Consider the following 23,156-nt stretch of genomic DNA (forward strand, 5'->3'; position numbering starts at 1 on the left):
GCGGGGAGGGTGCGGGGCCGCAGGGGTGGGTGGTTCGGACGTAAAGCGCAGCAGTCCGAACCACCCACCCCGGAGGCCCCGCACCCGGCACCCACCACACACCTGCGGCGCCCCGCCCCGCAACCCCCTCCCGCCGAAGGCGGGAGGAAACCGCAACCCCCACGGCGGGAATGCCGACAACGTCGTGCGCGGCTCCGCCAGTTACGGCAAAGTACCGTCCATGACGGTGATCGGCAGAAGACGGCTCCTCGCCGCCGGAGGCGGCATCGCACTCGCGGGCGCGCTGACGGCGTGCGGCTCCAACACCGGCCGGGGCGGCAGCGGTTCGGGGCCGGCGCTGGCGCAGTGGTACCACCAGTACGGCGAACCGGGCACCCAGCAGGCGGTGAAACGCTACGCCGCCGCGTACAAGAAGGCGCACGTCACCGTCCAGTGGCGGCCGGGCGACTACGACCGGCAGACCGCGGCGGCGCTGCTGACCGACTCCGGGCCGGACGTCTTCGAGGTCAACGGGCCGCTGCTGGATCAGATCCAGAGCGGTCAGGTAGCCGATCTGACCGACCTCGTCGCGCCGGTCAAGGACGACTTCAACCAGGCGGTGCTGGCGCCGAAGATCTGGCAGGACAAGATCTGGGGCATCCCGCAGGCCGTCGACACCCAGCTGCTCTACTACCGCAAGAGCCTGCTCAAGGACGCCGGGGTGCAACCGCCGCAGAGCGTCGATGCGTTGGTGGACGCCGCGAAGAAGCTCACCACCGGCAAGGTCAAGGGGCTCTTCCTCGGCAACGACGGCGGGGTCGGGGTGCTCGGCGGGACGCCGCTGTTCGCCGCCGGGCTGAGCCTGATCACCGAGGACGGCAAGGCCGGTTTCGACGACCCGGCCGCCGCCCGGGTGCTGGCGAAGATCCGCCAGCTGTACGTCGACAAGTCGCTGCTGCTGGGGGCGCCCACGGACTGGTCCGACCCGGCGGCCTTCGTCCAGGGGCTGACCGCGATGCAGTGGTCGGGACTGTGGGCGCTGCCGCAGATCGCGAAGGCGCTGGGGGACGACTTCGGGGTGCTGCCGTTCCCGAAGGACGGGGCGGGCGGGAAGCCGACGGTGCCGGTGGGGGCGTACGCCTCAGCGGTGAGCGGGCGCAGTAAGCAGACCGCGGCGGCGAAGGAATTCGCCAAGTGGCTGTGGATCGACCGGACCGATTTCCAGCAGGACTTCGCGCTGTCGTACGGATTCCACATCCCGGCCCGGATTTCGCTGGCGAAGAAGGCCGAGCGACTCCAGCAGGGGCCGGCCGCGGACGCCGTGCGGTTCGCCACCGAACACGGATATGCCGAACCGCTGTTGTGGACCAGCGCGGACCGCAACGCCTATCAGGACGCGCTGAGCCGGATCATCAAGGACGGGGCGAATCCGGAGACCGAGCTGAGGGCGGTGCTGCGGAAGGTCGACGCCGAGCTCCAGCGGGTCAAGAAGAAGTGAGCGCGCGCACGGCCCGGTTGCTGGGCCCGCACCGGCGGAATCTGTGGTTCTGGGTGTTCGTCGGGCCGTTCGCGGTCGGGCTCGGGCTGTTCACCTACGTCCCGCTGCTGTGGAGCGTGTACCTCAGCTTCTTCAACGCGCACAACACGGTGAATCCGACGGAATTCGTCGGACTGGGAAACTACACCGCGATGCTGGGCGACGACGCATTCCTCGGAAGTCTGGGCACCTTCCTCCTCTTCACGGCATTCATCGTGCCCGCCACTTTCGCGCTGTCGCTGTCGCTGGCATTGATGGTGAACCGACTCCGCTTCGCCCAGGCTTTCTTCCGGTCGGTCTTCTTTCTGCCGACCGCGTGCTCCTATGTCGTGGCGTCGTTGATCTGGAAACTGTCGCTTTTCAACGGGGTGCGGTTCGGGCTGGCGAACACCGTGCTCGGCTGGTTCGGGACGGACCAGACGGCGTGGCTGTCCACGACCAGCCCGCCGTGGTACTGGCTGGTCATCGTGACCGTACGGCTGTGGCTGCAGGCCGGCTTCTACATGATCCTCTTCCTGGCCGGTCTCCAGCGGATCTCCCCGCAGTTGTACGAGGCGGCGGCGATGGACGGGGCCCGGCCGGGCTGGCAGGTCTTCCGGCACATCACCTTCCCCCAGCTGCGGGCCACGTCGGTGGCGGTGCTGCTGCTCCTGGTGATCAACGCCTTCCAGGCGTTCGACGAGTTCTACAACCTGCTGAGCGACGCCCGCGGCTATCCGCCGTACGCCCGGCCGCCGCTGGTGTACCTGTACTACACCGCGCTCGGGCGGGACCAGAACCTGGGGCTGGGCAGCGCGGGCGCGGTGATCCTGGCCCTGATCATCGCGGTGGCGACGGTGGTCCAGGCCCGCTGGTTCGGCCTCGGCCGCAAGGAGGACTGAGCGGAGATGCACGATGCCCTGACCCGGGCCGGCCGGGCGCTGCGGGTGGTGCTGTTGGTCGCGCTGGCGCTGCTGTTCCTCGTCCCGTTCTATCTGCTGGTCCGCAACGGACTGGCGGGCGAGGCCGACATCACGGCGCCCACCTGGGCGTTCTTCCCGCGCGAACTGCACTGGTCGAACCTGACCGAGGTGTTCTCCGACCCGGACCTGCCGCTGGCCCGGGCGCTGCTCAACTCGACGCTGATCGCCGTCTCGACGACCGTGGGCACGGTGGTGCTGGCCTCCATGGCCGGCTACGGCCTGGCGCGTATCCCCTACCGTCACGCCTCGGTGGTCTTCTACGCGATCCTCGGCACGCTGATGGTCCCGGCGGCCGTGACCTTCGTCCCCAGCTTCGTCCTGGTGTCCACACTCGGCTGGATCTCGACCCTCCGCGGCCTGGTGATCCCGACGCTCTTCAGCGCCTTCGCCTGTTTTGTCTTCCGGCAGTACTTCCTCGGCTTCCCCAAGGAGTTGGAGGACGCGGCGCGGGTGGACGGCCTGGGGTACTGGCGGACGTACTGGCGGATCGTGGTGCCCAACGCGCGGCCGGTGTTCGCGGCGGTCGGCACCATCGTCTTCATCGGCGCGTGGAACTCCTTCCTGTGGCCGCTGGTGATCGGCCAGGACCAGTCGGCCTGGACGGTGCAGGTGGCGCTGTCCACGTTCACCACCGCACAGAACCTCAACCTGCATGAGCTGTTCGTCGCCGCGGGCGTCTCGATCGTCCCGCTGGTGGTGGTCTTCCTGCTGCTCCAGCGGTACATCGTGGCCGGCGTGGAGCGCAGCGGCATCGACGACTGAGCACCGCCGACGGTCCGCGCACCATGGGCAGCGGGCCGGGGATGCGCTACGGTGCGTGCCATGTGCACGTACCCGGTCTTCCGTGAGGCGGCGCCGCGCGATCGCGGCCCTCACGGCGCGTGCGCACCCCGCGGCCTGAGCTTCCTGCGCCGCCGCGGCCGGGTGGGTTCGCCCCCGGCCGACTGTCCCGGCGTGTCCTGAAGGACCCGCGCCCCGGCGCCGTCCCGGATACCGCCGCACCCCTCCCGTCCCGGCCGACGCGCAGCCACGCGCCCCCGACGCCCTTCGAAGGAGGCCACGTTGACCACCCGTGCCGACGACCCTTCCACCCCCACGCCCGCATTGCGCCCCCACCGCATCCCCGCCGATGGGCTCCACGAGGGCCGGCGGATCCTGCGCCGCACCCCGGACGGCTGGCGGGACCGGCCCTACGAGCTGTTCGAGGTCGTCCCGCAGGCCGCCACCATCGGGGCGGAGATCCGGGGGCTGGATCTGTCGCGTCCACTGTCCACGGCGCTGCGCGCGGAGCTGAACCGGGCGCTGCTGGAGTGGAAGGTGCTGTTCTTCCGCGGGCAGCATCTGACCTCCGCCGCACAACGTCAATTCGCCGCCAATTGGGGGCAGTTGGAGACCAACCCGCTGCTCGCCCGGGGCGACTCGAAGGAGGTGGTGAGGTTTGACAAGGCGGCCGGAGGCGTACCGACGTTCGAGAACGTATGGCACACGGACGTAACCTTCCGCGCGCGGCCGGCGATGGGCGCGGTGTTGCAGCTCCGCGAGGTCCCGCCGTCGGGCGGGGACACCCTGTGGGCCGACATGGCAGCGGCCTACGACAATTTGCCGCCGAAAATCCGGGCACGGATGGATTACGCGCGAGCGGTCCACGACTATCTCCCGGGGTTCTCCCGCTTCTACTCGCCGGCTCAACTCGCTAGATTCCAGGCGGAGTTCCCGCCGGTGGAGCATCCGGTGGTGCGCCGGCACCCGGAGACCGGGCGACGGATGCTGTTTGTCAACGCCTCCTTCACCACCCGGATCGTGGGGCTGCCGGAGGCGGAGAGCGACCGGCTGCTGCGGCTGTTGTTCCAGCAGGCGCACGTACCGGAGTTCCAGGTGCGGTTCCGCTGGCGGGCCGGGGACGTCGCGTTCTGGGACAACCGCGCCACCCAGCACTACGCGGTGTGCGACTACGGCGCGCGGCGGCGGGTCGCGGAGCGGGTGGCGATCGCCGGGGACCGGCCGTACTAGCGGCCCCGGCCATGACCCTTCGGGCAGGCCCTAGGACGCCGCCGTCCCGTCCAGTTGGGCGCCGCCGCGCAGCAGGGCGGCGCCCAGCGGCGTCAGGGTGTGCAGCACCGCGTTGCCCTGGCGCAGGGTGGACAGCAGGCCGGCGTCCCGCAGGACGGTGGCGTGCTGGCTGGCGGAGGCCAGCGAGACGTCGACCCGGCGGGCGAGTTCGCTGGTGGTGCAGCCGACGCCGATGCCCTGCAGTATCGCCGAGCGGGTCTGGCCCACGAGGCGCCCCAGCGAACGGGCGGCCGGGACCGGCGGGGTCAGGCGCGGGGCCGGGTGCTCGACCGGGTACACCAGGACGGGCGTCAGGTCCGGGTTGTAGAACGTGACCGGGGTGCGGCGGCAGAAGTACGAGGGCAGCAGGAGCAGCCCCCGACCGCCGAGGTACAGGTCCCGGTCGACCGGGTACTCGGCCTCCAGCACCGGCGCGCGCCAGCGCATCATCGGCGGCAGCGAGGCCAGCAGCCGGTCCGCGCCGCCGTCCAGCAGGGCCCGGCCGCGGGCCGCCCGGTCGGCCTCTATGCGGCTCTGCACGCGGTGCCAGTACGGGGCGACGGCCGCGTCGTGGTACCGCTGGAGTATCCCGGCGAGCCGGCCCAGCGAGCGGGTCTCACCGTCGGCCATGGCCCGTATCCACGCGGGTAGCGGGCGGCCCACGGGCGCCAGCCGGGCGAGTTCGGCGTGCAGCCTGGCGGCCGGGGTCTCGCGCAGCGCGGCGAGCGCCTCGTCCATGCCGAGCAGGCCCTCGGCGGGCGTCAGGAAATCAGGGAAATAGCCCCGACTGGGCACCAGTGGCGCCAGCAGACGCGCTTCGCCATTCAACCTTCCGCGGGTTTCCGATCGCCAACCGCCGAACGTGGAATCGTCACGCCTGTCGCGAAGCCGGTGAAAGCTTAAGACCGTCTCCCACAAGGCATCGGGGCGTGCGGCAATCCGCACGCGGGCCAGATCGAGTCCACTGAAATGGACGCGTAACACCGAACCCCCACTCTTTGGTTATCTCCGTCGGCCCCCGGCACGCCTGAGTATGCACGCCCTCACGCGCGGTCACCATGCCCTTTTGGCCAGAGTTGAAAAGGGTCGCGCGGGGCACCGCCGGGACGGAATGCTGGAGGCAATTCAACGACGGTGTGCACGGCACGGATTGCTCGATCCCGTGGGGGGTGATGGGCAAACAACCGGCCGCGTGGCGCCCCGTTGGAGGCCGCCTCCCACGCCGACTGGGAGGGCGGCAGCTCCCGAGGGGGGAGTCCGGAGAAAAGCGAGGGCGGCACCCGTGCACGGGTGCCGCCCTCGCCGCCGTACGGGCCGGACGCTACCCCGCCCTCCCCGCCGGACGACCGCCCGCGGTGGCAGCCCCGGGCTCGGTCCGGAGATCGGTCCCGGGATCGGCCCGGGCATCGGTGCGGGGATCGGCCGGAACCGGCCCGGACGGCGCCTCCGCAACCGGTGCCAACATCCGATGGATCACCAGCCACAACACCGCACACAGCACCGCGGCGACGCCGAGCACGAACTGCCAGGCGGTGGTGAACCCCTGGGCGGCGAACGCCGTGAAGCCGGGCCGGGCGGCCGCCGGCACCGCCGCGGCCGGGCCGCTCAGATCACCGGCGTTGACGCTGTTGGCGAGGGCCGCGGCACCCTCCCGGTAGGCGGGGAAGCGCGGCAGCCCGTCGTGCAGTTGCAGCCGGGTCAGGCCGGTCAGCGCGGCGCCGGCGGCGGCGATGGCGACCGCCTCGCTGCCCAGCCGGAGGGTGTTGAGCAGGCCGGCGGCGGTGCCGGTGGCGTCCGGTGCGACCACCGTCAGCACCGCCCCGTCGACCAGGCCGAAGTTGAGCCCCAGACCCACCCCGAGGACGAGCAGCGGCGCGGCCAGCGCGCCCGCCCCGGCCCCGGGGCGCAGGACGACGGCGAGCCCGGCGACGCCCAGCGTCAGACAGGCCAGGCTGAGCGTGAACACGGCGCGCTGCGAGAGCCCCCGGGCGATCAGCCGGCCGGCCAGCGGCGGGGCCAGCAGCACGGGCGCGGTCATCAACAGCAGCACCCCGCCCGCGGCCCGGCTGGTCATTCCGTCCACGACCGTCAGGTAGTTGGGCAGCAGCGGCAGCAGGATCACGAACGAGCAGGAGACCGCCACCGGGATCAGGCACAGCGCCAGGAAGCGCCGGTTGCGCAGCAGCCCCAGGTCGAGCATCGGGTGCCGGCTGCGCCGTTCCACTCGGACGAACACCACCGCCAGCAGCACCGCTCCGGCCAGCATGCCCAGCACCCACGGGCTGCCCCACCCCCACTGCGGCCCCTCCACCATGCCCAGCATCACCAGGAACAGGCCACCGACGAAGGCCGCGGTGCCCGGCACGTCGAGACCGCTCGCGCCGGCCCGGCGCGACTCCGGCATGCCGGGCACCGCGCACAGCACGACCACCATCAGCACGCCGTGGGCGGCGAAGAACCAGCGCCAGCCCACCGTGTCGGCGAGGGTGCCGGCGACCGTGGCGCCCAGCGCGAGGCCACCGCCGGTGGCGATGCCGACCGCGGCGAACACCCGGGTGCGGGCGGCGCCCTCGAAGGCGGTGGCCAGGATCGAGCTGCCGCTGGTCAGCAGGGCGGCGGCGCCGACGCCGGCCAGTGCCCGCAGTACGTCGAGCAGCAGCACACCCACCCCGGCGGCGCTCGCCAGCGAGGCACCCGCGAACAGCGCCGCCCCGGCCGCGAACAGCCGGCGCCGGCCCAGGAGATCGGCCAGCGAGCCGCAGGCGAGCATGGCGCAGGCGAAGGCGAGGTTGTAGGCGTGCACCACCCACTGGAGGGTGTCCAGCGGCGCTCCGGTGTCCCGGCCGATGTGCGGCAGCGCCACGCCGGACCCGGTGACCGAGGTCGGCAGGATCACCAGCGTCAGCAGCACCGCCACCACGGTGACCGCCGGACGCGGCCCCCGCCCGCCCCGTCCGCTCGTCCGCCGTATCCCGCGCCCCGTCACTTCTCCGCCCCCGTCGGCACCGCCGCCACCAGCCCACCGTCGACGATCAGGTCCTGCCCGGTGATGTACGCGGCGTCGTCGGACGCCAGGAAGGCCACCGCCGCGGCGACCTCGTCGGGGTGGCCCAGAGCGCCCAGCGGCACCTGCGCGGCGTCCCGGGCCTCGGCGTCCGGCCCGGGGTTGGCGGCGCGGTACATCTCGGTGTCGATGTAACCGGGGCTGACGGAGTTGACGCGGATGCCGGCCGGGGCGAGTTCCGCGGCGAAGGTGCGGGCCAGGTTGTGCACCGCCGCCTTGCTCGCGGCGTAGGCCGCGGCGACCGGCAGCCCGCGGTGCAGGGTCCAGGAGGCGTTGAGCACGAACGCGCCGCCGTCACCCATCAGCGGCAGCGCCTTCCCGACGGTGCGGAACACCCCCTTCACATTGACGTCGAGAATCCGATCGAGGTCGTCCGCGCTCAGTTGCCCGCTCGGCCCGAAGACGCCGACGCCGGCATTGGCGAAGACCGCGTTCAGCCCGCCGCGCCAGGTCTCGATGCGCCGCATCAGCCGGTCCAGGTCGGCGGGTTCGGCGACGTCGGCGGGGACCGTCGCCACCCGGCCGCCGTCGGCGTCGAGCGCGCGGGCCGCCGCCTCCAGCCGCTCCGGCCGGCGGCCGGCCAGGACGACGTACGCGCCCTCCTCCAGCAGGCGGCGGGCGGTGGCCAGGCCGATGCCGGTGGCACCGCCCGTGATCAGGACGGTCTTGTTGGTGAATCGCTCCATACCGACGATCGTCGGCCGGTACGCGCCCCGCGCGCAGTGCCGGTCACACCTGGGTCTGCCACCACCACCTTCGCGGGACCGGCCGGCACGCCGGCTCCCCGCCGCGGCCCGCTACGACCGCGCCCCGGCCTCCGCGCCGACCGCCCCGCCCGTCTCCAACAGCCGGGCCAGCCGCGCGCCCGTGTCCCCGCCCGGCGCGGGCGTGTAGAGCATCAGCCGGTGCCCCGGCAGATCCGGCAGCGGCAACGTCGTGTACTCGAACACCAACTCCCCCACCGCCTCGTGCCGCAGCGCCTTCAACCCCTGGGCGGCGCTGCCCACTTGGTGCTCCGCCCACAGGTCGGCGAAGGCCGGGCTGGCGGCGCACATGTCGGCGGCGAGCCGACCGAACCACGGGTCGTCGGGGTACCGCGCGGCATCCGCCCGGAACTGCCCGACGATGGCGCGCGCCGCGTCCTGCCAGTGGCACAACGACGACCGCGTCGCCGCACTCGTGAAGAAACTGACCAGGCAGTTGTGGTCCCCCACGCCGTACCCGAACACGGCACGCGCGGCGTCGTTGACCGCCACGAAGTTCCAGTGCCGGTCGATCAGATAGGCCGGCCGCGGCAGCCACCCGTCCACCACCCGCCGCAGCGCGTCCGGCACCACCGCCGGCCCGGCGTCCGCCCCGGCGTCCACCGGCGGCGGGTTGAGCCCGGCCAGCAGGTACAGATGCGCGCGCTCGGACGGGTCCAACCGCAGCACCCGCGCGATGGCGTCCAGCACCTCGCCCGAGACGTTGATCTCGCGCCCCTGCTCCAGCCACGTGTACCAGGAGACCCCGACCCCGGCGAGCACCGCGACCTCCTCCCGCCGCAGCCCGCTGGTACGCCGCCCGCCGCCCGCCGGCATCCCCACCTCGGCGGGCGTCACCCGCGCCCGCCGCGACCGCAGGAACGCCCTGATCTCGGCACGCCGCCGCTGCCGTGCCTCGGTGGGAAGTCGCGAGATGTCCATCCGCCCATGCTAGGCAGCCCCCGCACCCCCACGCCCACCACAAAACCGAGGGCGGCACCTCCGCACAGGTGCCGCCCTTGTTGGGTTGACCTGCGTAGATGTTGAACTGATCGGCCAGTAGGGCACTCTGGGGGCGCATCAGGCCAGAACGCCGTCGATGATGTCCGCGGTGTCGTCCTCGCTGTCAGCGGGACACTGCGGCCGTCTTATGGAGAGCCATGAGCCGGGCGGTTTCCTCCTCGCGGAAGTCCCGTACTTCGGCGCACCGCTGGCTCATCACGAACTCGCCCAACGTCAGGCACAGGTCCATGCGCTGAATGCACACGCCGACCATGAACGGGCCGCCCCGCGCCCGGTACATGCGCACGCCGTAGTACCCCTCCTGACAGTCCCGGTCGTTGTTGAACCGGCACCCAGCGCAGGTGTCCGGCAGCCGGACGGACCGGATGCTCTTGGCATACAGCGCCCGGCCGTCGGGGAGCCGGTAGCGGGTGCGCTGATCGGAAGCGCCTGCCGTGACGATCCGGCGGACCGCAACCGCCCCGAGATGATCCACAACCTCTTGCATGGCAGCGAGTGACGCCCCGTCGTCCTCAAGGTTCACAAGCATCCGTACGGTGACGGCCCGCCCGTGCTCCTCGATAATGCGGAGCACCCGTGCCACGTGGTCATGGTCCGGGATCACGATGTTCGCCGACACCTTCACCCCGTGCCGGGAGGCGGTGTCGATCGTGGCGGCGAGAGCGTCCAGCTTCCGTGCCGCCAGCTTCGGTGAAGCGAAGCGCGGCGCCTGGACGGCGGCAAGTTCCTCGGGCGTTGTTCCGAATACGGACAGGTTGATCCGGTCGAGCCCGGCCGCCGCACACTCGGGCAGAACGGCCGCTCCGTTCTCGCCGTTGCTGGTGAGTCCCACCGTCAGGCCGAGGCGTCGCGCGATGCGGACGAGCGCCGGCAACTCCGGGTGCAGAGTTGGCTCCCCGCCCGTGAAGTGAACCTCGGTAGTCGGGAGGCTGCCGCGCACTGCCGCCAGGGCCAAGGCAAAGTCGGAATCGGCCTTGATCCGCTCCGGCAGGAAGCTTGCACTGTTCGTTGCGAGGTAGATCGAGACCCGACCGGATCGGCCGGCCGTCCCGGTGAACTGGCCGGCCTCGCGGCCGAGGTTGTCCGTCGTGACCGGGGTGCCTTCGTTGTGACAGAAGGTGCAGGCGAGTCCGCAGGCGTCAATGATCTTGACGCGCAGGGTCCGGTCTGGCACTACCGTGATCGGTAAGGCGTTCGTGTCAGTGTCGGTCATAGTCGCCTCCTAGCCGGCGGGGCCTGGTGACCCCGCCGACGCGCAGTAGAGAGGTCTAGGCGAATCGGAGTTCGCTGATCGAGTCGAGGTCGATTCCGTACCGTGCGAACACCTTCGTCGTGTTCTCGCTGGTCAGGTCGGATCGGGGGATGGAGAGGCATTCGGCGGTCGCCCACACCTGTTCCTCGGTGTCGCCCTCGATCTCCAGATAGGGCGGGATACGCGGCCATTCGTCGATCTCCAGCCGCACACCGTCCAACAGCCAGGACGAGCGCCGGTTCTCCTGGTAGCTGCGGTGCGTGAGCCCCATGAGCCCGAGCAGCGCGTGCGTGTCCTCGAACGAGCCGACCGTTGTCTCGGTCTCCCGGGTGCCATCGATCGCGTCCGAGCTGATCGTCTTCACGCACAGGGTCACTGCGCCGCCGGAGTCCCGCAGGCGCACCCAGCGCCCGCTCACAGCGGGGACCGTGTCGTACACGTAGCGGCGCATAAGTCGCTCGCCCTGGAAGCTTCCGCCAGCCACCTTGATGCGCTCGGCCATGGCATCCGGATCGATCCCCAGCGCCTTCGCTTCGTACTCGATGGTGTGCATGTATCTCCTTTTCGTATGCCGCGTGTTGTGCGTCAGAGCATGAGCCTGCCGGTAGGGCGCTTACGCGTTGCGGTCGCGCCCGTGTCTCCCTGAGTTGCGTCCCGGCGGATCTGCCTGCGCTCGTCGCCTCCAACCTCATGCATGAGCGCCTTGCGCAGAGCGGCTTCCTGGCCACTGAACCCGATCCGGCGAGCGTCAGCTTTGACCGCCTTGACGGCGGAGGGGCGAGGGCGTTCTGATGTGATGTGTCGTCAGCGCGGCATCGGCGGGACGCCGGGCCCTCGGGCGACGGCGTCTGCGGACCGGCCCCGGCGGGGCACGGCTCCTCCTCAAGCGGTCTCATGGCACTGCCCTCCACGCACCACTCCAACCCACCGCCCGGCGGGCGCAGCCACACGCAGGACGGCTGCTCGTGGTGGAGCGCATAAGGCTGTCCGATCCCGTGGACGACGGCCTCGCGCTCCTTGGCGGTGTCAAGCACGCGAGCCCCGATGAAGACCCACTTCGGCATGCCCACGGGGCGCTCACCGGACTCTTCACGACCGACGGTTCCTTCATCCATGTCATCCCGTTGCAGGTTCTTCTGCTCGACGTACGTGGGGGTGCATCTGCTCACGCCTTGCCTCCTCGATGCCTCGCCGATGAAGCGGTGAGCCTCTAGTCCACTGCGAGTTGGAGCGCTTCCGGCGCCGCGGAGGCGGACGTTCAGGCGGACGTTTTCATCCGCCGCCACGGCCCGCTCGTTACGGTGGGAGGACCAACCGCAGCCGCAAGGGGAAGCGCATGGTGGGCATCGGTGGCAACAGACTGGCGCAGTTACGGCAGTCCGCGGGGTACACGCAGCAGGCGTTCGTCAAAGCGTTCAGGCACGAAGCCCTACGTCTCGGCATTGATGCATCGTTGAGCGTTCGGCAGCTGCGCCGCTGGGAATGCGAGACCCCTCCGCCTCTGCCCCACCCGAGTCAACAGACCGTCCTGGAAGCAATGTTCGGGGTCCCTCTCTACGAGATGGGGTTCGATGTTCCAGACCATCGCCTGTCGGTGTCCGCGCCGATCGGCGATCCTGAAGGGGTGAATCGGAGGACATTCGTCGCCGACGCCGGTGTGCTTGCCGCAACGGCTCTGGTGTCTTCTCGGCCAGGACCTCGGATCGGTGTCGGTGACCTCGGCCTGCTGCGCGAGCGACTCGACGGTCTGTACCAGACAGACCACAGCGAGGGCAGCGTGCCGGCCATGACCAAAGCGCGCCGGATCGAGAACGAGATCACGGGAGCGCTCAGCGCGGCTTCGTACACCAGCCGCGTCGGGCGCGAGCTTCAGACGATGCTGGCCGAGCTGCACGGGCACCGAGCTTGGTACGGCTACGACGGTGGGCGGATCGCCGAGGGGCGAGCGGCATGCATGGAAGCGCTGGCCGCGGCCCAGCTCGTCGACAGCCCCCTCCTTCAAGTCTCCGTCCTGGAAACGCTCGTGCTGCTCGCCATCAGGGCCGAACGGGCATGGGAAGCCGCGAGCGCCGTCGAGAACGCCTACCGGCTCGCCCAACGCGCCGGCGCCGGGCACACCGTGCACCTCGTGATCGCGCTGCGTGCCGCCAACGTGGCTACCCATGTGGGAGACCTGTCCGGAGCGCGCCGTGCCTTGAGCCGTGCCGTCAGCCACCAAGGCCGAGTCGATGCGGACACCGAGGTACCCAACTGGGCCCAGTTCGTCGGACCGTTCGAGGTGGACTACGCCACGGCAGACATGTATGTCCGGGCGGAGCAACCCAAGCGCGCCGTTCCCTTTCTGCGTGCTGCGGTGACCGGTATCGGTGGTGACCTGCTCCGCAACAGCGCCTCGTACCGCGTAAAACTCGCGGGTGTACTCCTTGAGGCGGGGGAAGCCGAGGAGGCATGCGCCGAGATGGCCACCGCACTTCAGGTGTGTGGAGGGATCTCGTCGCCGCGGTTGCTGGACAAGATTCGGGAGTTCCAGCGCGCCGTCGCCGTGATCGACACGGCGGTCGCCCGCGAGTGTGGCGCCCGCATCCGCGAGACCGTCTGAGGGGCACCACATGACCCAACCCGAAGGCATCACCGTCGCACGCCTGGACGGCCCGGCCGCGGAGGAGGCCGAAGGTGACTTCACGCTCGTCTACGCCGAGGTATTCGCCGAGCCGCCCTACCGCGAGACCGAGGACGACGTCGTGGCCACCTTCCGGCGTTTCCGCTCCCAGACACGGAAACGCGCCTTCCGGGCTGCCCTGGCCCGCACACCCGACGGCACACCCGACGGCACGCCCGTCGGCATGGCCTACGGCTGCCCCCTCGGGCCGAAGACGGGCTGGTGGGACTCGCTCACCGAGCCCGTGTCCGACGAGATGCGCCGCGAGGACGGCCACCGCACCTTCGGACTGATGGAGCTGGCCGTACGCCTGCCATGGCGCGGACACGGCATCGCCCGCCGCCTGCACGAGACTCTCCTCCACGGCATCGAAGCCGAGCGAGTGGTGCTCAACGTCCATCCGGCGAGTGAGGCAGCGGGGGCGGCCTACCGGTCGTGGGGCTACCGCAAGGTCGGTGATGCTCGCCCCTGGGCCGGTGCCGATCTCCACGACGTCATGGTTCTCGACTTGCCCCACCCGCCGGCGTAGGTCGGCACCGCACCTCACAGCACCCGCAACGGATACGGCCCGGCCCGCCGCTCGTCGCGACGGGCCGGGGCGTCGTGTGCCGCTCTCGGTACCCGCAGCCCACAAAACCGAGGGCGGCACCTCCGCACAGGTGCCGCCCTCGTTGGGGTGCCGGAGTGGTGGCGGGCTTTGAGGGTCGAAGGGCGCCCGCCGCCGGTTCCGGGAGATCGTGGGGCGTGGGCCCCGGGGGGTCAGCGGCTGTCGCTGCCCTGGGATTCGGCCGCCGCCCGGCCCGCTTCCAGCCGTGCGACCGGGATGCGGAACGGGGAGCAGGAGACGTAGTCCAGGCCGACCTCGTGGAAGAAGTGGACCGAGTCCGGGTCGCCGCCGTGCTCGCCGCAGACACCGAGCTTGAGGTCGGGGCGGGTGGCCCGACCGGCCGCCGCTGCGCTGCGGACCAGGGAGCCGACGCCGTCCTTGTCGATGGTCTCGAAGGGGCTGACGCCGAAGATGCCCTTCTCCAGGTAGGCGGTGAAGAAGCTGGCCTCCACGTCGTCCCGGGAGAAGCCCCAGACGGTCTGGGTCAGGTCGTTGGTGCCGAAGGAGAAGAAGTCCGCGGACTCGGCGATCTGACCGGCCGTGAGGGCGGCGCGGGGCAGCTCGATCATGGTGCCGAGGGTGAGCTTGAGGTTGACCCCGCGGGCCTGCTCGACCTCGGCGATGACCTGCTCGGCCTCCTCGCGGACGATCTCCAGCTCCTGGACGGTGCCGACCAGCGGGATCATGATCTCGGCCCGCGGGTCGCCCTTGGCGTTCTTGCGCTCGGCGGCGGCCTCGGCGATGGCCCGTACCTGCATGGCGAACAGGCCGGGGATGACCAGGCCGAGGCGGACGCCGCGCAGGCCCAGCATCGGGTTCTGCTCGTGCAGCTTGTGCACGGCCTGGAGGAGCCGGAGGTCGTTCTCGTGCGGCTCCTTGCGGGCCTCGGCGAGCGCGACCCGGACCGAGAGGTCGGTGATGTCGGGCAGGAACTCGTGCAGCGGCGGGTCGAGCAGGCGGACCGTCACCGGCAGGCCGTCCATCGCCTCGAACAGCTCGGTGAAGTCGGCCTTCTGGAGCGGCAGCAGCTCGGCGAGGGCGGCTTCCTTGTCGGCGTCGGTGTCGGCCAGGATCAGCCGCTCGACCATCTCCCGGCGCTCACCGAGGAACATGTGCTCGGTGCGGCACAGGCCGATGCCCTGGGCGCCGAACCGGCGGGCGCGGGCGGCGTCCTCGGCGTTGTCGGCGTTGGCCCGGACGCGCAGGCGGCGGACCCGGTCCGCGTACGCCATGATCCGGTGGACGGCCTTGACCAGCTCGTCGGCGTCCTCGGCGCCGGCGTGCATCCGGCCCTCGAAGTACTCGACGACCGGGGACGGCACGACCGGGACCTCACCGGCGTAGACCTTGCCGGTGGAGCCGTCGATGGAGACGACGTCACCCTCCTCGATGACGGTGCCGTCCTTGGTGGTCAGCTTGCGGGTCTTGGTGTCGACCTCCAGCTCCTCGGCGCCGCAGACACAGGTCTTGCCCATGCCGCGGGCGACGACGGCGGCGTGCGAGGTCTTGCCGCCGCGGGAGGTGAGGATGCCCTCGGCGGCGATCATGCCGTTGAGGTCGTCGGGGTTGGTCTCGCGGCGGATCAGGATGACCTTCTCGCCGGAGCGGGACCACTTGACGGCCGTGTAGGAGTCGAAGACGGCCTTGCCGACCGCCGCGCCCGGGGAGGCGGCGATGCCGCGGCCGATCAGCTCGGACTTGGCGTCCAGGTCGAAGCGGGGGAACATCAGCTGCGCCAGCTGCCCGCCGGTGACCCGCTGGAGGGCCTCGGCCTCGTCGATCAGGCCCTGGTCGACGAGCTGGGTGGCGATCCGGAAGGCGGCACCGGCGGTGCGCTTGCCGACCCGGGTCTGCAGCATCCACAGCTTGCCGCGCTCGATGGTGAACTCGATGTCGCACAGGTCCTTGTAGTGCGTTTCGAGCGTCTCCATGATCTGCATCAGCTCGTCGTACGACGCCTTGTCGATCGACTCCAGGTCCGCGAGCGGGACCGTGTTGCGGATGCCGGCGACGACGTCCTCGCCCTGCGCGTTCTGCAGGTAGTCGCCGTAGACGCCCTGGTGGCCGCTGGCCGGGTCGCGGGTGAAGGCGACGCCGGTGCCGGAGTCGGGGCCGAGGTTGCCGAAGACCATGGAGCAGACGTTGACCGCGGTGCCGAGGTCGCCGGGGATGCGCTCCTGGCGGCGGTAGAGCTTGGCGCGGTCGGTGTTCCAGGAGTCGAAGACCGCGCGGACGGCGAGGTCCATCTGCTCGCGGGGGTCCTGCGGGAAGTCCCGGCCGGTCTCCTTGGTGACGATCTGCTTGAAGCTGTCGACGAGCGCGCACAGGTCGGCGGCGTCCAGGTCCACGTCGACGGTGACGCCCTTGGTGTGCTTGGCGTTCTCCAGGGCCTCCTCGAAGAGCTCGCCGTCGACGCCCAGCACGGTCTTGCCGAACATCTGGATGAGGCGGCGGTAGGAGTCCCACGCGAAACGCTCGTCGCCGGCCTGCGTGGCGAGGCCGGAAACCGACGCATCGGAGAGGCCGATGTTGAGGACGGTGTCCATCATGCCGGGCATGGAGAACTTCGCACCGGAACGCACCGATACCAGCAGGGGGTCGTCGGCCTGGCCGAGCTTCTTCCCCATCCTCTGCTCAAGGGCGTCGAGGTGCTCGGAGACCTCGGCACGCAGTGCCGCGGGCTCGCTGCCGCTCTCCAGGTAGACCTTGCAGGCTTCGGTGGTGATGGTGAAGCCGGGCGGGACGGGAAGCCCCAGGTTGGTCATCTCCGCAAGGTTGGCGCCCTTGCCACCGAGGAGGTCTTTGAGGTCCTTGTTGCCCTCGGTGAAGTCGTAGACGAACTTCACGGAAGAAGACTGGCTTACGTGGGGATCTTGTGTTTCCGGCACGGGTCTGACTCCTCGCCGACGGGCTGCCCTGACGGCGAGGAACATACCCAGATCGAAGGCGTATGGGTACGTCCACTTGGTCGACATGTGTGCGTAACCGGGCGTCAGCCAGCAGATCGAAAGTGATCAAGCATTTCGACCATCGTTTACTACCTGAACGCATCACTGCGCACCGCAGTCGAACGGGCAATGATTGCTACTGACCGCTACGTTTCACTTGATGGATTGAACGGACGGAGGGTGGCACCGGGTGCCACCTTTGCGAGAGGTGGAGCCCGCTCGCTGGCGCTCATCTGAGCGCAACCCCTATCAGGGGTGGCGAGAATCACGCGCTCATGTGTGAGGTGGTCCCATCATTTGGACCCGCCACGGCGATGTGATCAAGGAACGCGTCGACCGGAACGCGGGCCCGTTCGCGCGCGGTGGGCAGCGCGGCGCGCGATTCGGCCACCCGCCGCTCCGGGTCGGCGCCGGCGCGGACCGGGAGCACGGGACCGACCCCCTCGAACCAGGCCCGCAGCGCCTCCGACGTCGGTTCCAGGTGGCACCGCGCGCCCGGCGACCGGCCACGGACGTGGGGGTACCTCCCGCCAGAACGGAACCGAGAGTGGGAGAGCCCGCGAGCCGACCTCGCTACGGGCCGGCTCCCGGGCACCGGCGCAGCCGCCAGCGGTCCCCCTGGAGCGGGAACCACGGCCCGGGCCGCACCCGTTCGGGCGCGTCGGTGGTGATCCGGCTCCGGCCCAGCTCGAAGTGGGGTGCCGGCTCCACGTCCCGCCCGACGCGGCGGCCGGCGCCTGCCCGCCGGAGCGGATCCCCGGCACCCGGACACCGGCGGCGTGGGCGGTGCGCGGCAGTGCCGGTTCCGCCTCGGTTCCGCCTCGGTTCCGCCTCGATCCGGGCGTTGCGGCGGGCCACCGACCCCGGCGCACCGAGCGTCAGTTCAGGCCATAGTTCGCCGCCGGCGGGAACGCCACCTCGGCGTCCGGAGTCGTATACCGCGCGGCCGGCACGACCGGCAGCTCGTCGAGCCGACGGCCCCGCTCGACCGGCCGCTCGCCGACGTGGCCGACACCGGACATGTGGTCGTGCGCGACGGCCGGGAGCGCGCACGGCCGTCACTTTCCGCCGGTGGCGCGGGACTGACGGCCCGTCGTGGGCAGAGCCCGCTTCCGGTCCCCCGTGCGCGTGCCGCCGCTCAGCGGCCCCCGCCCGGAAGGCGCCGGCGCCGCAGCAGCGGCAGCACCGCCAGCCCGGCGAGCAGGCTGCCGACCGCCACCGGGAGCGCGGTCGCGCACAGGGCGCCGGCCGAGGCCGCCGCCCGGCCACCGGGGCCCGCCGCCCCGGCCAGGAAGACGCTGCCGTAGCCGGCGACGCCGATCACCTGGGCCAGCTGCGGGACGGTGGTCAGCACCCCGCTGGCGCCGGCGGCGTCGGCCGGGGCGATCCCGGACAGCGCCAGGGTCAGCAGCGGGCTGGTGGTGAAGCCCATGCCCAGCCCCCAGAGCAGCTGGAGCAGCAGCACGACCGGGCCGCCGGTACCACCGCCGCGCAGGGCCGCGCCGAGGCCGAGATAGCCCACCGCGGCCAGGGCGCAGGCCGCGGCGATCATCGGCAGGTGCCACCGGGCGGGCAGCCGCTGCCAGGTCAGGCTGCCCACCGCCACGCCCACCGCCAACGGGGCGAAGGTCAGCCCGGCGTGCACCGCGGACTCCCCCAGGCCCGTCTGGAGGTGCTGGGAGAGGGCGAACAGGAAGCCCGCGTAGCCTGCCATGCAGAAGAACAGGGCCGCCGCGCCGCACACCAGGTCCGGCGAGCTCAGCACCCGTCCGGGCACCAGCGGTGTGCCTCCGCGCCGGGCCACCGCCCGCTCGACCAGGACGAACAGCCCGGCCGCCGGGACCACCGCGGCCAGGCACACCCCGGCCCACCGCGGCCAGTGCTGCTCGCGCCCCAGCACCAGCGGCACCACCAGCAACAGCAGCGTGCCGGTCAGCGTCACCAGCCCCGGCAGGTCCAGTCCCGCGGCCGTCCGGGCCGACTCGCGCGGCAGCAGTCGGGCCGCGGCGGCCAGCAGCGCCGCCCCGACCGGCACGTTGATCAGGAAGACCGGGCGCCAGCCGGTGCCGAACAGGTCCGCGCTGACCAGGAGCCCGCCGGCGACCTGCCCGACCACCACGGCCGCCGCGATCGCCGTCGCATACAGGCTCAACGCCCGGGCCCGGGCCCGCCCTTCGAAGGTGAGCTGGATCAGGCTGTATATCTGCGGCACCATCAACCCGGCGCCGAGCCCCTGCACCACCCGGGCACCGATCAGCGCCGCCGCCCCCGGCGCCAGCCCGCACGCGGCCGAGGCGAGGGTGAAGACGGCCAGGCCCAGCAGGAAGACGGTCCGGAAGCCGTGCCGGGCGCCGAGCCGGGCGCCGGTGATCAGCAGCGCCGCGTACGCCATGGTGTAGCCGGAGACGACCAGTTGGAGCGCGGAGCCGGTGGTGCGCAGCTCGCGGTGGATGGCCGGGGTCGCGACATTGACGACGGTGGCGTCCAGCAGCGCCATGAAGACCGCGCCGAGGACGACGACGAGAATTCCGGCCCCGCGGTCCGGCGCCGTCGGCGCATTCCGCGGGGTGTCGACAATTCCCTTGCCGGGGACGTGTGTTGTTCCGCTCATGACGGCGATCATCAGCGGCGGCGGATGCCGGTACCAGGACGCGGTGATCCTGGTACCGGTGGTATCTGGCACGCGTCCGCGGGCGTCCTCGATGATGGTGCGGTGTCCGCGCCGCCCACCGCCCGCTCCGCCGTCACCGCCGCCGCCCGGCGCGGTGAACTCGCCGCGTTCCTCCGGCTCCGCCGGGAACGCCTCGCCCCTCAGGACGTGGGGCTGCCCGTCGGCCCGCGCCGCCGCACCCCGGGGCTGCGCCGCGAGGAGGTCGCCGAGCGCGCGGGTGTCGGGGTGGCCTGGTACACGTGGCTGGAGCAGGGCCGCCCGATCAACCCCAGCGTGCAGGTGCTGGACGCGATCGCCCGGGCGCTGCTGCTCGACCCGGCGGAGCGCGCGCATCTGCACCGGCTCGCGGCCGTCCCCGGCGCCGCCTCCGCCGCGCCCGCCCCCGCCGACCCGCCGCCCGGCGAGGGGACGCTCCAGACGATCCTCGACGCGCTGAACCCGCTGCCGGCGGGCCTGGTCGACGCCCGTTACGACGTCCTCGCCTTCAACGACGCCTATGCCGCGCTCGATCCGCGGATGGCGCTGCTGCCGCCGTCGGAACGGAACGTGCTGTGGCGGCTGTTCACCGCGGACGAGGAATCCCAGCCACTGGTGGACTGGGAACACGAGGTGTCCTTCATGCTGGGGCACCTGCGGAACGAATTCGGCCGCCGGCTCCATGATCCGCGGTGGCAGGCGTATGTCCACCGGCTCTGTGCGGCCTCCCCGCGGTTCGCGGAGATGTGGGCGCGCCATGACGTCTCCGCGCCGGCCGCGCACCGCAAGACGTTCCGGACCGCCGACGGCCGACGGGTGGCGATCGTCGCGACCGGCTTCACCCGCGCCGAGGCGCCGGACGCCAAGCTGTGGATCTACACGCCGGCGGACCCGGACGCGGCGCGGGTGCTCGGTGAACTGCTGGCCCGCTACCGGGCGGTCGGGGCGGCCGGCCTGCTCACCGGGGCGGCGGACCGGGCGCCCACGGAGGTCCGGCCCTCCGCGCAGCGGCCGGCCGGCGTCGGTCAGCCGCCGGAGGTGTCCAGCTCGGCGTCCTCGCCGACGCCGGCGCAGTCGTAGGGGTCGCGCAGCCAGCCGTCGGGGAGCACCACGCGGTTGTTGCCGGACGTCCGGCCGCGCGGGCCGTCGGCGCCGGCCGGCCAGGGCTGGTCCAGGTCGAGCTCGTGCAGCCCCGCTTCCAACTCGGCGAGCGACGAGCTGATCGCCAGCCGCTTGCGCATCTCGGAGCCGACCGCGAAGCCCTTGAGGTACCAGGCGACGTGCTTGCGGAAGTCGATCACCCCGCGGGCCTCGTCGCCCAACCACTCGCCGAGCAGGGTGGCGTGCCGCACCATGACGTCCGCGACCTCCCGCAGACCGGGGGCCTTGGGGGCGCCGGTGCCCTCGAAGGCGGCCACCAGGTCGCCGAAGAGCCAGGGACGGCCCAGGCAGCCGCGGCCGACCACGACACCGTCGCAGCCGGTCTCCCGCATCATCCGCACCGCGTCCTCCGCCGACCAGATGTCGCCGTTGCCGAGCACCGGGATCTCCGGGACGTGCTCCTTCAGGCGGGCGATGGCGTCCCAGTCAGCGGTGCCGCCGTAGTGCTGGGCGGTGGTGCGGCCGTGCAGGGCGATGGCGGTGACGCCCTCCTCGACGGCGATCCGGCCGGCGTCGAGGAAGGTGAGGTGGTCGTCGTCGATGCCCTTGCGCATCTTCATCGTCACCGGCAGCGCGCCGGCGCCGGTGACCGCCTCCCGCAGGATGGCGCGCAGCAGGGGCCGCTTGTACGGGAGGGCGGAGCCGCCGCCCTTGCGCGTGACCTTGGGGACCGGGCAGCCGAAGTTGAGGTCGATGTGGTCGGCCAGGTCCTCTTCGACGATCATGCGGACGGCCTTGCCGACGGTGACCGGGTCGACGCCGTACAGCTGGATCGACCGCGGACGCTCGCTGGCGTCGAAGTGGATCAGCTGCATGGTCTTCTCGTTGCGTTCGACCAGCGCCCGGGTGGTGATCATCTCGCTGACGAAGAGGCCCTTGCCGCCACTGAACTCCCGGCACAGCGTCCGGAACGGGGCGTTGGTGATCCCGGCCATGGGTGCCAGGACCACGGGGGGCTGCACCGTGTGCGGGCCGATCTGCAGCGAAGTCATGGCTCCCATTGTCCCGCACCTGACCGGTCCCCCCGCCATGGGCCGCCGGGCCAGGATCGTTGTAGCGTTCAACCATGACCGACCTCAGCCGCCGGCGGCGTCTGCTCGTCCTGGCGATCTGCTGCATGAGCCTGCTGATCGTCAGTCTCGACAACACCGTCCTCAACGTCGCCCTGCCGTCGATGCAGCACGAGCTGGGGGCCTCGGTCTCCGGGATGCAGTGGACGATCGACGCCTACACCCTGGTGCTGGCCTCGCTCCTGATGCTCGCCGGCTCGACCGCGGACCGCCTGGGCCGCCGACGGGTCTTCATGGCCGGGCTGGTGGTCTTCGCGCTCGGCTCGCTGCTGTGCAGCCTGGCGCCCGACCTGGGGTGGCTGGTGGTGTTCCGGATGGTGCAGGCGGTCGGCGGCTCGATGCTGACCCCGGTCGCCATGTCGATCATCACCAACACCTTCACCGACCCCCGGGAGCGGGCCCGCGCCATCGGGATCTGGGGCGGCGTGGTCGGCATCAGCATGGCCGCCGGGCCGGTGATCGGCGGGCTGCTGGTGCAGAGCGTGGGCTGGCGCTCGATCTTCTGGATCAACGTCCCGATAGGCGCCCTGGCCCTCCTGCTCACCTTCCGCTACGTGCCCGAGTCCCGCGCCCCCCGGCCGCGCCGGGTCGATCCGGTGGGCCAGCTGCTGGTGGTCGTACTGCTCGGCTCGCTGACGTACGCGATCATCGAGGCCCCGGAAGCCGGCTGGACCTCGGCGCAGATCCTGGCGTTCGCGGTGGTGTCGCTGGTCTCCCTGCTCGCCCTGATCTCCTACGAGCGGCGGCGCCGGGAACCGCTGATCGACCTGCGGTTCTTCCACAGCGCGCCGTTCGCCGGGGCGACCGTGATAGCGGTCTGCGCGTTCGCAGCGCTCGGCGGCTTCCTGTTCGTCAACACCCTCTACCTGCAGAACATCCGCGGCCTGTCCGCACTGAACGCCGGTCTCTACATGCTGCCGATGGCCGGGATGACGCTGGTCTGCGCGCCGCTGTCCGGGCGGCTGGTCGGCAGCCGCGGCCCGCGGCTGCCGCTGCTGCTGGCCGGCTGCGCCATGGCGGCCAGCGGCATCCTGTTCGCGGCCTTCCACACCGAGGCGGCCCCCGCCCTTCTCTTCACCGGGTACGTCCTGTTCGGCATCGGATTCGGCCTGGTCAACGCCCCGATCACCAATACCGCGGTGTCCGGTATGCCGCGCACCCAGGCGGGCGTCGCGGCGGCGGTGGCCTCCACCAGCCGGCAGGTCGGGCAGTCGCTGGGCGTCGCGGTGATCGGCGCCGTACTGGCGGGCGGGGCGCACGCCGGCGCCACCCGCCCGGAGTTCCTGGCCGCCGCCCACCCCGCCTGGTGGATCATCGTCGGCTGCGGCGCGGCCATCCTCCTCCTCGGCGCCCTGACCACCGGCGCCTGGGCCCGCGCCACCGCCCGCCGCACCGCCGCCCTCTTCGAGGACGAGACGATCCACGACCACAGCCGGGCCAGCACGGGCTCGTGAC

19 protein-coding genes are annotated in these 23,156 nt (G+C 71.6%); 9 read left to right on the forward strand and 10 right to left on the reverse strand.

What is annotated here, in order from left to right; all coding sequences use genetic code 11:
• Positions 1-220 precede the first annotated feature (220 nt).
• The 4 genes from JNO44_RS16035 to JNO44_RS16050 all read left to right on the forward strand — a co-directional run bounded on the left by JNO44_RS16035 (position 221) and on the right by JNO44_RS16050 (position 4,488).
• Positions 221-1,477: an ABC transporter substrate-binding protein gene (locus tag JNO44_RS16035; RefSeq protein ID WP_180990168.1), complete on the forward strand. Its 1,257-nt coding sequence runs from the start codon at positions 221-223 to the stop codon at positions 1,475-1,477.
• Positions 1,474-2,397, forward strand: a complete 924-nt coding sequence (locus JNO44_RS16040; RefSeq protein WP_205364843.1) for a carbohydrate ABC transporter permease — start codon at positions 1,474-1,476, stop codon at positions 2,395-2,397. Before JNO44_RS16035 ends, JNO44_RS16040 begins: the two co-directional genes overlap by 4 nt.
• Positions 2,398-2,403: 6 nt before the next feature.
• Positions 2,404-3,240, forward strand: a complete 837-nt coding sequence (locus JNO44_RS16045) for a carbohydrate ABC transporter permease (protein WP_205364844.1) — start codon at positions 2,404-2,406, stop codon at positions 3,238-3,240.
• 300 nt (positions 3,241-3,540) lie between these two features.
• On the forward strand, positions 3,541-4,488 hold the full coding sequence (locus JNO44_RS16050; protein WP_205364846.1) for a TauD/TfdA dioxygenase family protein: 948 nt from the start codon (positions 3,541-3,543) through the stop codon (positions 4,486-4,488).
• A 30-nt stretch (positions 4,489-4,518) separates the two neighbouring features.
• On the opposite strand, the gene JNO44_RS16055 is transcribed toward JNO44_RS16050, so the two are convergent.
• The 6 genes from JNO44_RS16055 to JNO44_RS16080 form a co-directional block, all read right to left on the reverse strand.
• Positions 4,519-5,355 carry an ArsR/SmtB family transcription factor gene (locus tag JNO44_RS16055; RefSeq protein WP_205364847.1) on the reverse strand — a complete coding sequence of 279 codons (837 nt, stop codon included), beginning with the start codon at positions 5,353-5,355 and terminating at the stop codon, positions 4,519-4,521.
• Between the two features lie 493 nt (positions 5,356-5,848).
• Positions 5,849-7,438, reverse strand: coding sequence for an MFS transporter (locus JNO44_RS16060; RefSeq protein WP_205364848.1), 1,590 nt, complete (start codon positions 7,436-7,438; stop codon positions 5,849-5,851).
• A 71-nt stretch (positions 7,439-7,509) separates the two neighbouring features.
• Complete coding sequence (locus JNO44_RS16065) at positions 7,510-8,277, reverse strand: SDR family NAD(P)-dependent oxidoreductase (RefSeq protein WP_205364849.1); 768 nt, start codon at positions 8,275-8,277, stop codon at positions 7,510-7,512.
• 111 nt (positions 8,278-8,388) lie between these two features.
• Positions 8,389-9,276 (reverse strand): helix-turn-helix transcriptional regulator, encoded by an 888-nt coding sequence (locus tag JNO44_RS16070; RefSeq protein ID WP_205364850.1) that lies wholly within the window; start codon positions 9,274-9,276, stop codon positions 8,389-8,391.
• A 184-nt stretch (positions 9,277-9,460) separates the two neighbouring features.
• Positions 9,461-10,570: a radical SAM protein gene (locus JNO44_RS16075; protein WP_205364851.1), complete on the reverse strand. Its 1,110-nt coding sequence runs from the start codon at positions 10,568-10,570 to the stop codon at positions 9,461-9,463.
• A gap of 55 nt (positions 10,571-10,625) precedes the next feature.
• Complete coding sequence (locus JNO44_RS16080) at positions 10,626-11,162, reverse strand: class IV adenylate cyclase (protein ID WP_205364852.1); 537 nt, start codon at positions 11,160-11,162, stop codon at positions 10,626-10,628.
• Between the two features lie 412 nt (positions 11,163-11,574).
• Between JNO44_RS16080 and JNO44_RS16085 the strand changes: the two genes are divergently transcribed.
• The 3 genes from JNO44_RS16085 (at position 11,575) to JNO44_RS16095 (ending at position 13,797) form a co-directional block, all read left to right on the forward strand.
• Complete coding sequence (locus tag JNO44_RS16085) at positions 11,575-11,823, forward strand: hypothetical protein (protein WP_205364854.1); 249 nt, start codon at positions 11,575-11,577, stop codon at positions 11,821-11,823.
• Between the two features lie 122 nt (positions 11,824-11,945).
• Positions 11,946-13,208 carry an NsdA family TPR-like regulatory protein gene (locus JNO44_RS16090; RefSeq protein WP_205364855.1) on the forward strand — a complete coding sequence of 421 codons (1,263 nt, stop codon included), beginning with the start codon at positions 11,946-11,948 and terminating at the stop codon, positions 13,206-13,208.
• Positions 13,209-13,218: 10 nt separating this feature from the next.
• Positions 13,219-13,797, forward strand: a complete 579-nt coding sequence (locus JNO44_RS16095) for a GNAT family N-acetyltransferase (RefSeq protein ID WP_205364856.1) — start codon at positions 13,219-13,221, stop codon at positions 13,795-13,797.
• 230 nt (positions 13,798-14,027) lie between these two features.
• Here JNO44_RS16095 and ppdK read toward each other — a convergent pair whose 3' ends face one another.
• From ppdK to JNO44_RS16110, 3 genes are all read right to left on the reverse strand, one after another.
• Positions 14,028-16,763 (reverse strand): pyruvate, phosphate dikinase, encoded by a 2,736-nt coding sequence (gene ppdK / locus JNO44_RS16100; RefSeq protein WP_205364857.1) that lies wholly within the window; start codon positions 16,761-16,763, stop codon positions 14,028-14,030.
• A gap of 938 nt (positions 16,764-17,701) precedes the next feature.
• On the reverse strand, positions 17,702-17,845 hold the full coding sequence (locus JNO44_RS16105; RefSeq protein ID WP_205364858.1) for a hypothetical protein: 144 nt from the start codon (positions 17,843-17,845) through the stop codon (positions 17,702-17,704).
• A gap of 116 nt (positions 17,846-17,961) precedes the next feature.
• Positions 17,962-19,506 carry an MFS transporter gene (locus tag JNO44_RS16110; protein WP_240167557.1) on the reverse strand — a complete coding sequence of 515 codons (1,545 nt, stop codon included), beginning with the start codon at positions 19,504-19,506 and terminating at the stop codon, positions 17,962-17,964.
• 30 nt (positions 19,507-19,536) lie between these two features.
• Between JNO44_RS16110 and JNO44_RS16115 the strand changes: the two genes are divergently transcribed.
• Positions 19,537-20,550 (forward strand): helix-turn-helix transcriptional regulator, encoded by a 1,014-nt coding sequence (locus tag JNO44_RS16115; protein ID WP_240167558.1) that lies wholly within the window; start codon positions 19,537-19,539, stop codon positions 20,548-20,550.
• Here JNO44_RS16115 and dusB read toward each other — a convergent pair.
• On the reverse strand, positions 20,496-21,632 hold the full coding sequence (gene dusB, locus JNO44_RS16120; RefSeq protein ID WP_102924067.1) for a tRNA dihydrouridine synthase DusB: 1,137 nt from the start codon (positions 21,630-21,632) through the stop codon (positions 20,496-20,498). The two genes, JNO44_RS16115 and dusB, sit on opposite strands and share 55 nt — an antisense overlap.
• Before the next feature lie 65 nt (positions 21,633-21,697).
• Here dusB and JNO44_RS16125 point away from each other — a divergent pair, with 65 nt between their 5' ends.
• Positions 21,698-23,155 carry an MFS transporter gene (locus JNO44_RS16125; protein WP_205364859.1) on the forward strand — a complete coding sequence of 486 codons (1,458 nt, stop codon included), beginning with the start codon at positions 21,698-21,700 and terminating at the stop codon, positions 23,153-23,155.
• The last annotated feature ends 1 nt before the right edge of the window (position 23,156 follow it).

Origin of the sequence: Streptomyces noursei, from assembly GCF_016917755.1 — a bacterium.
GTDB lineage: Bacteria > Actinomycetota > Actinomycetes > Streptomycetales > Streptomycetaceae > Streptomyces > Streptomyces yunnanensis.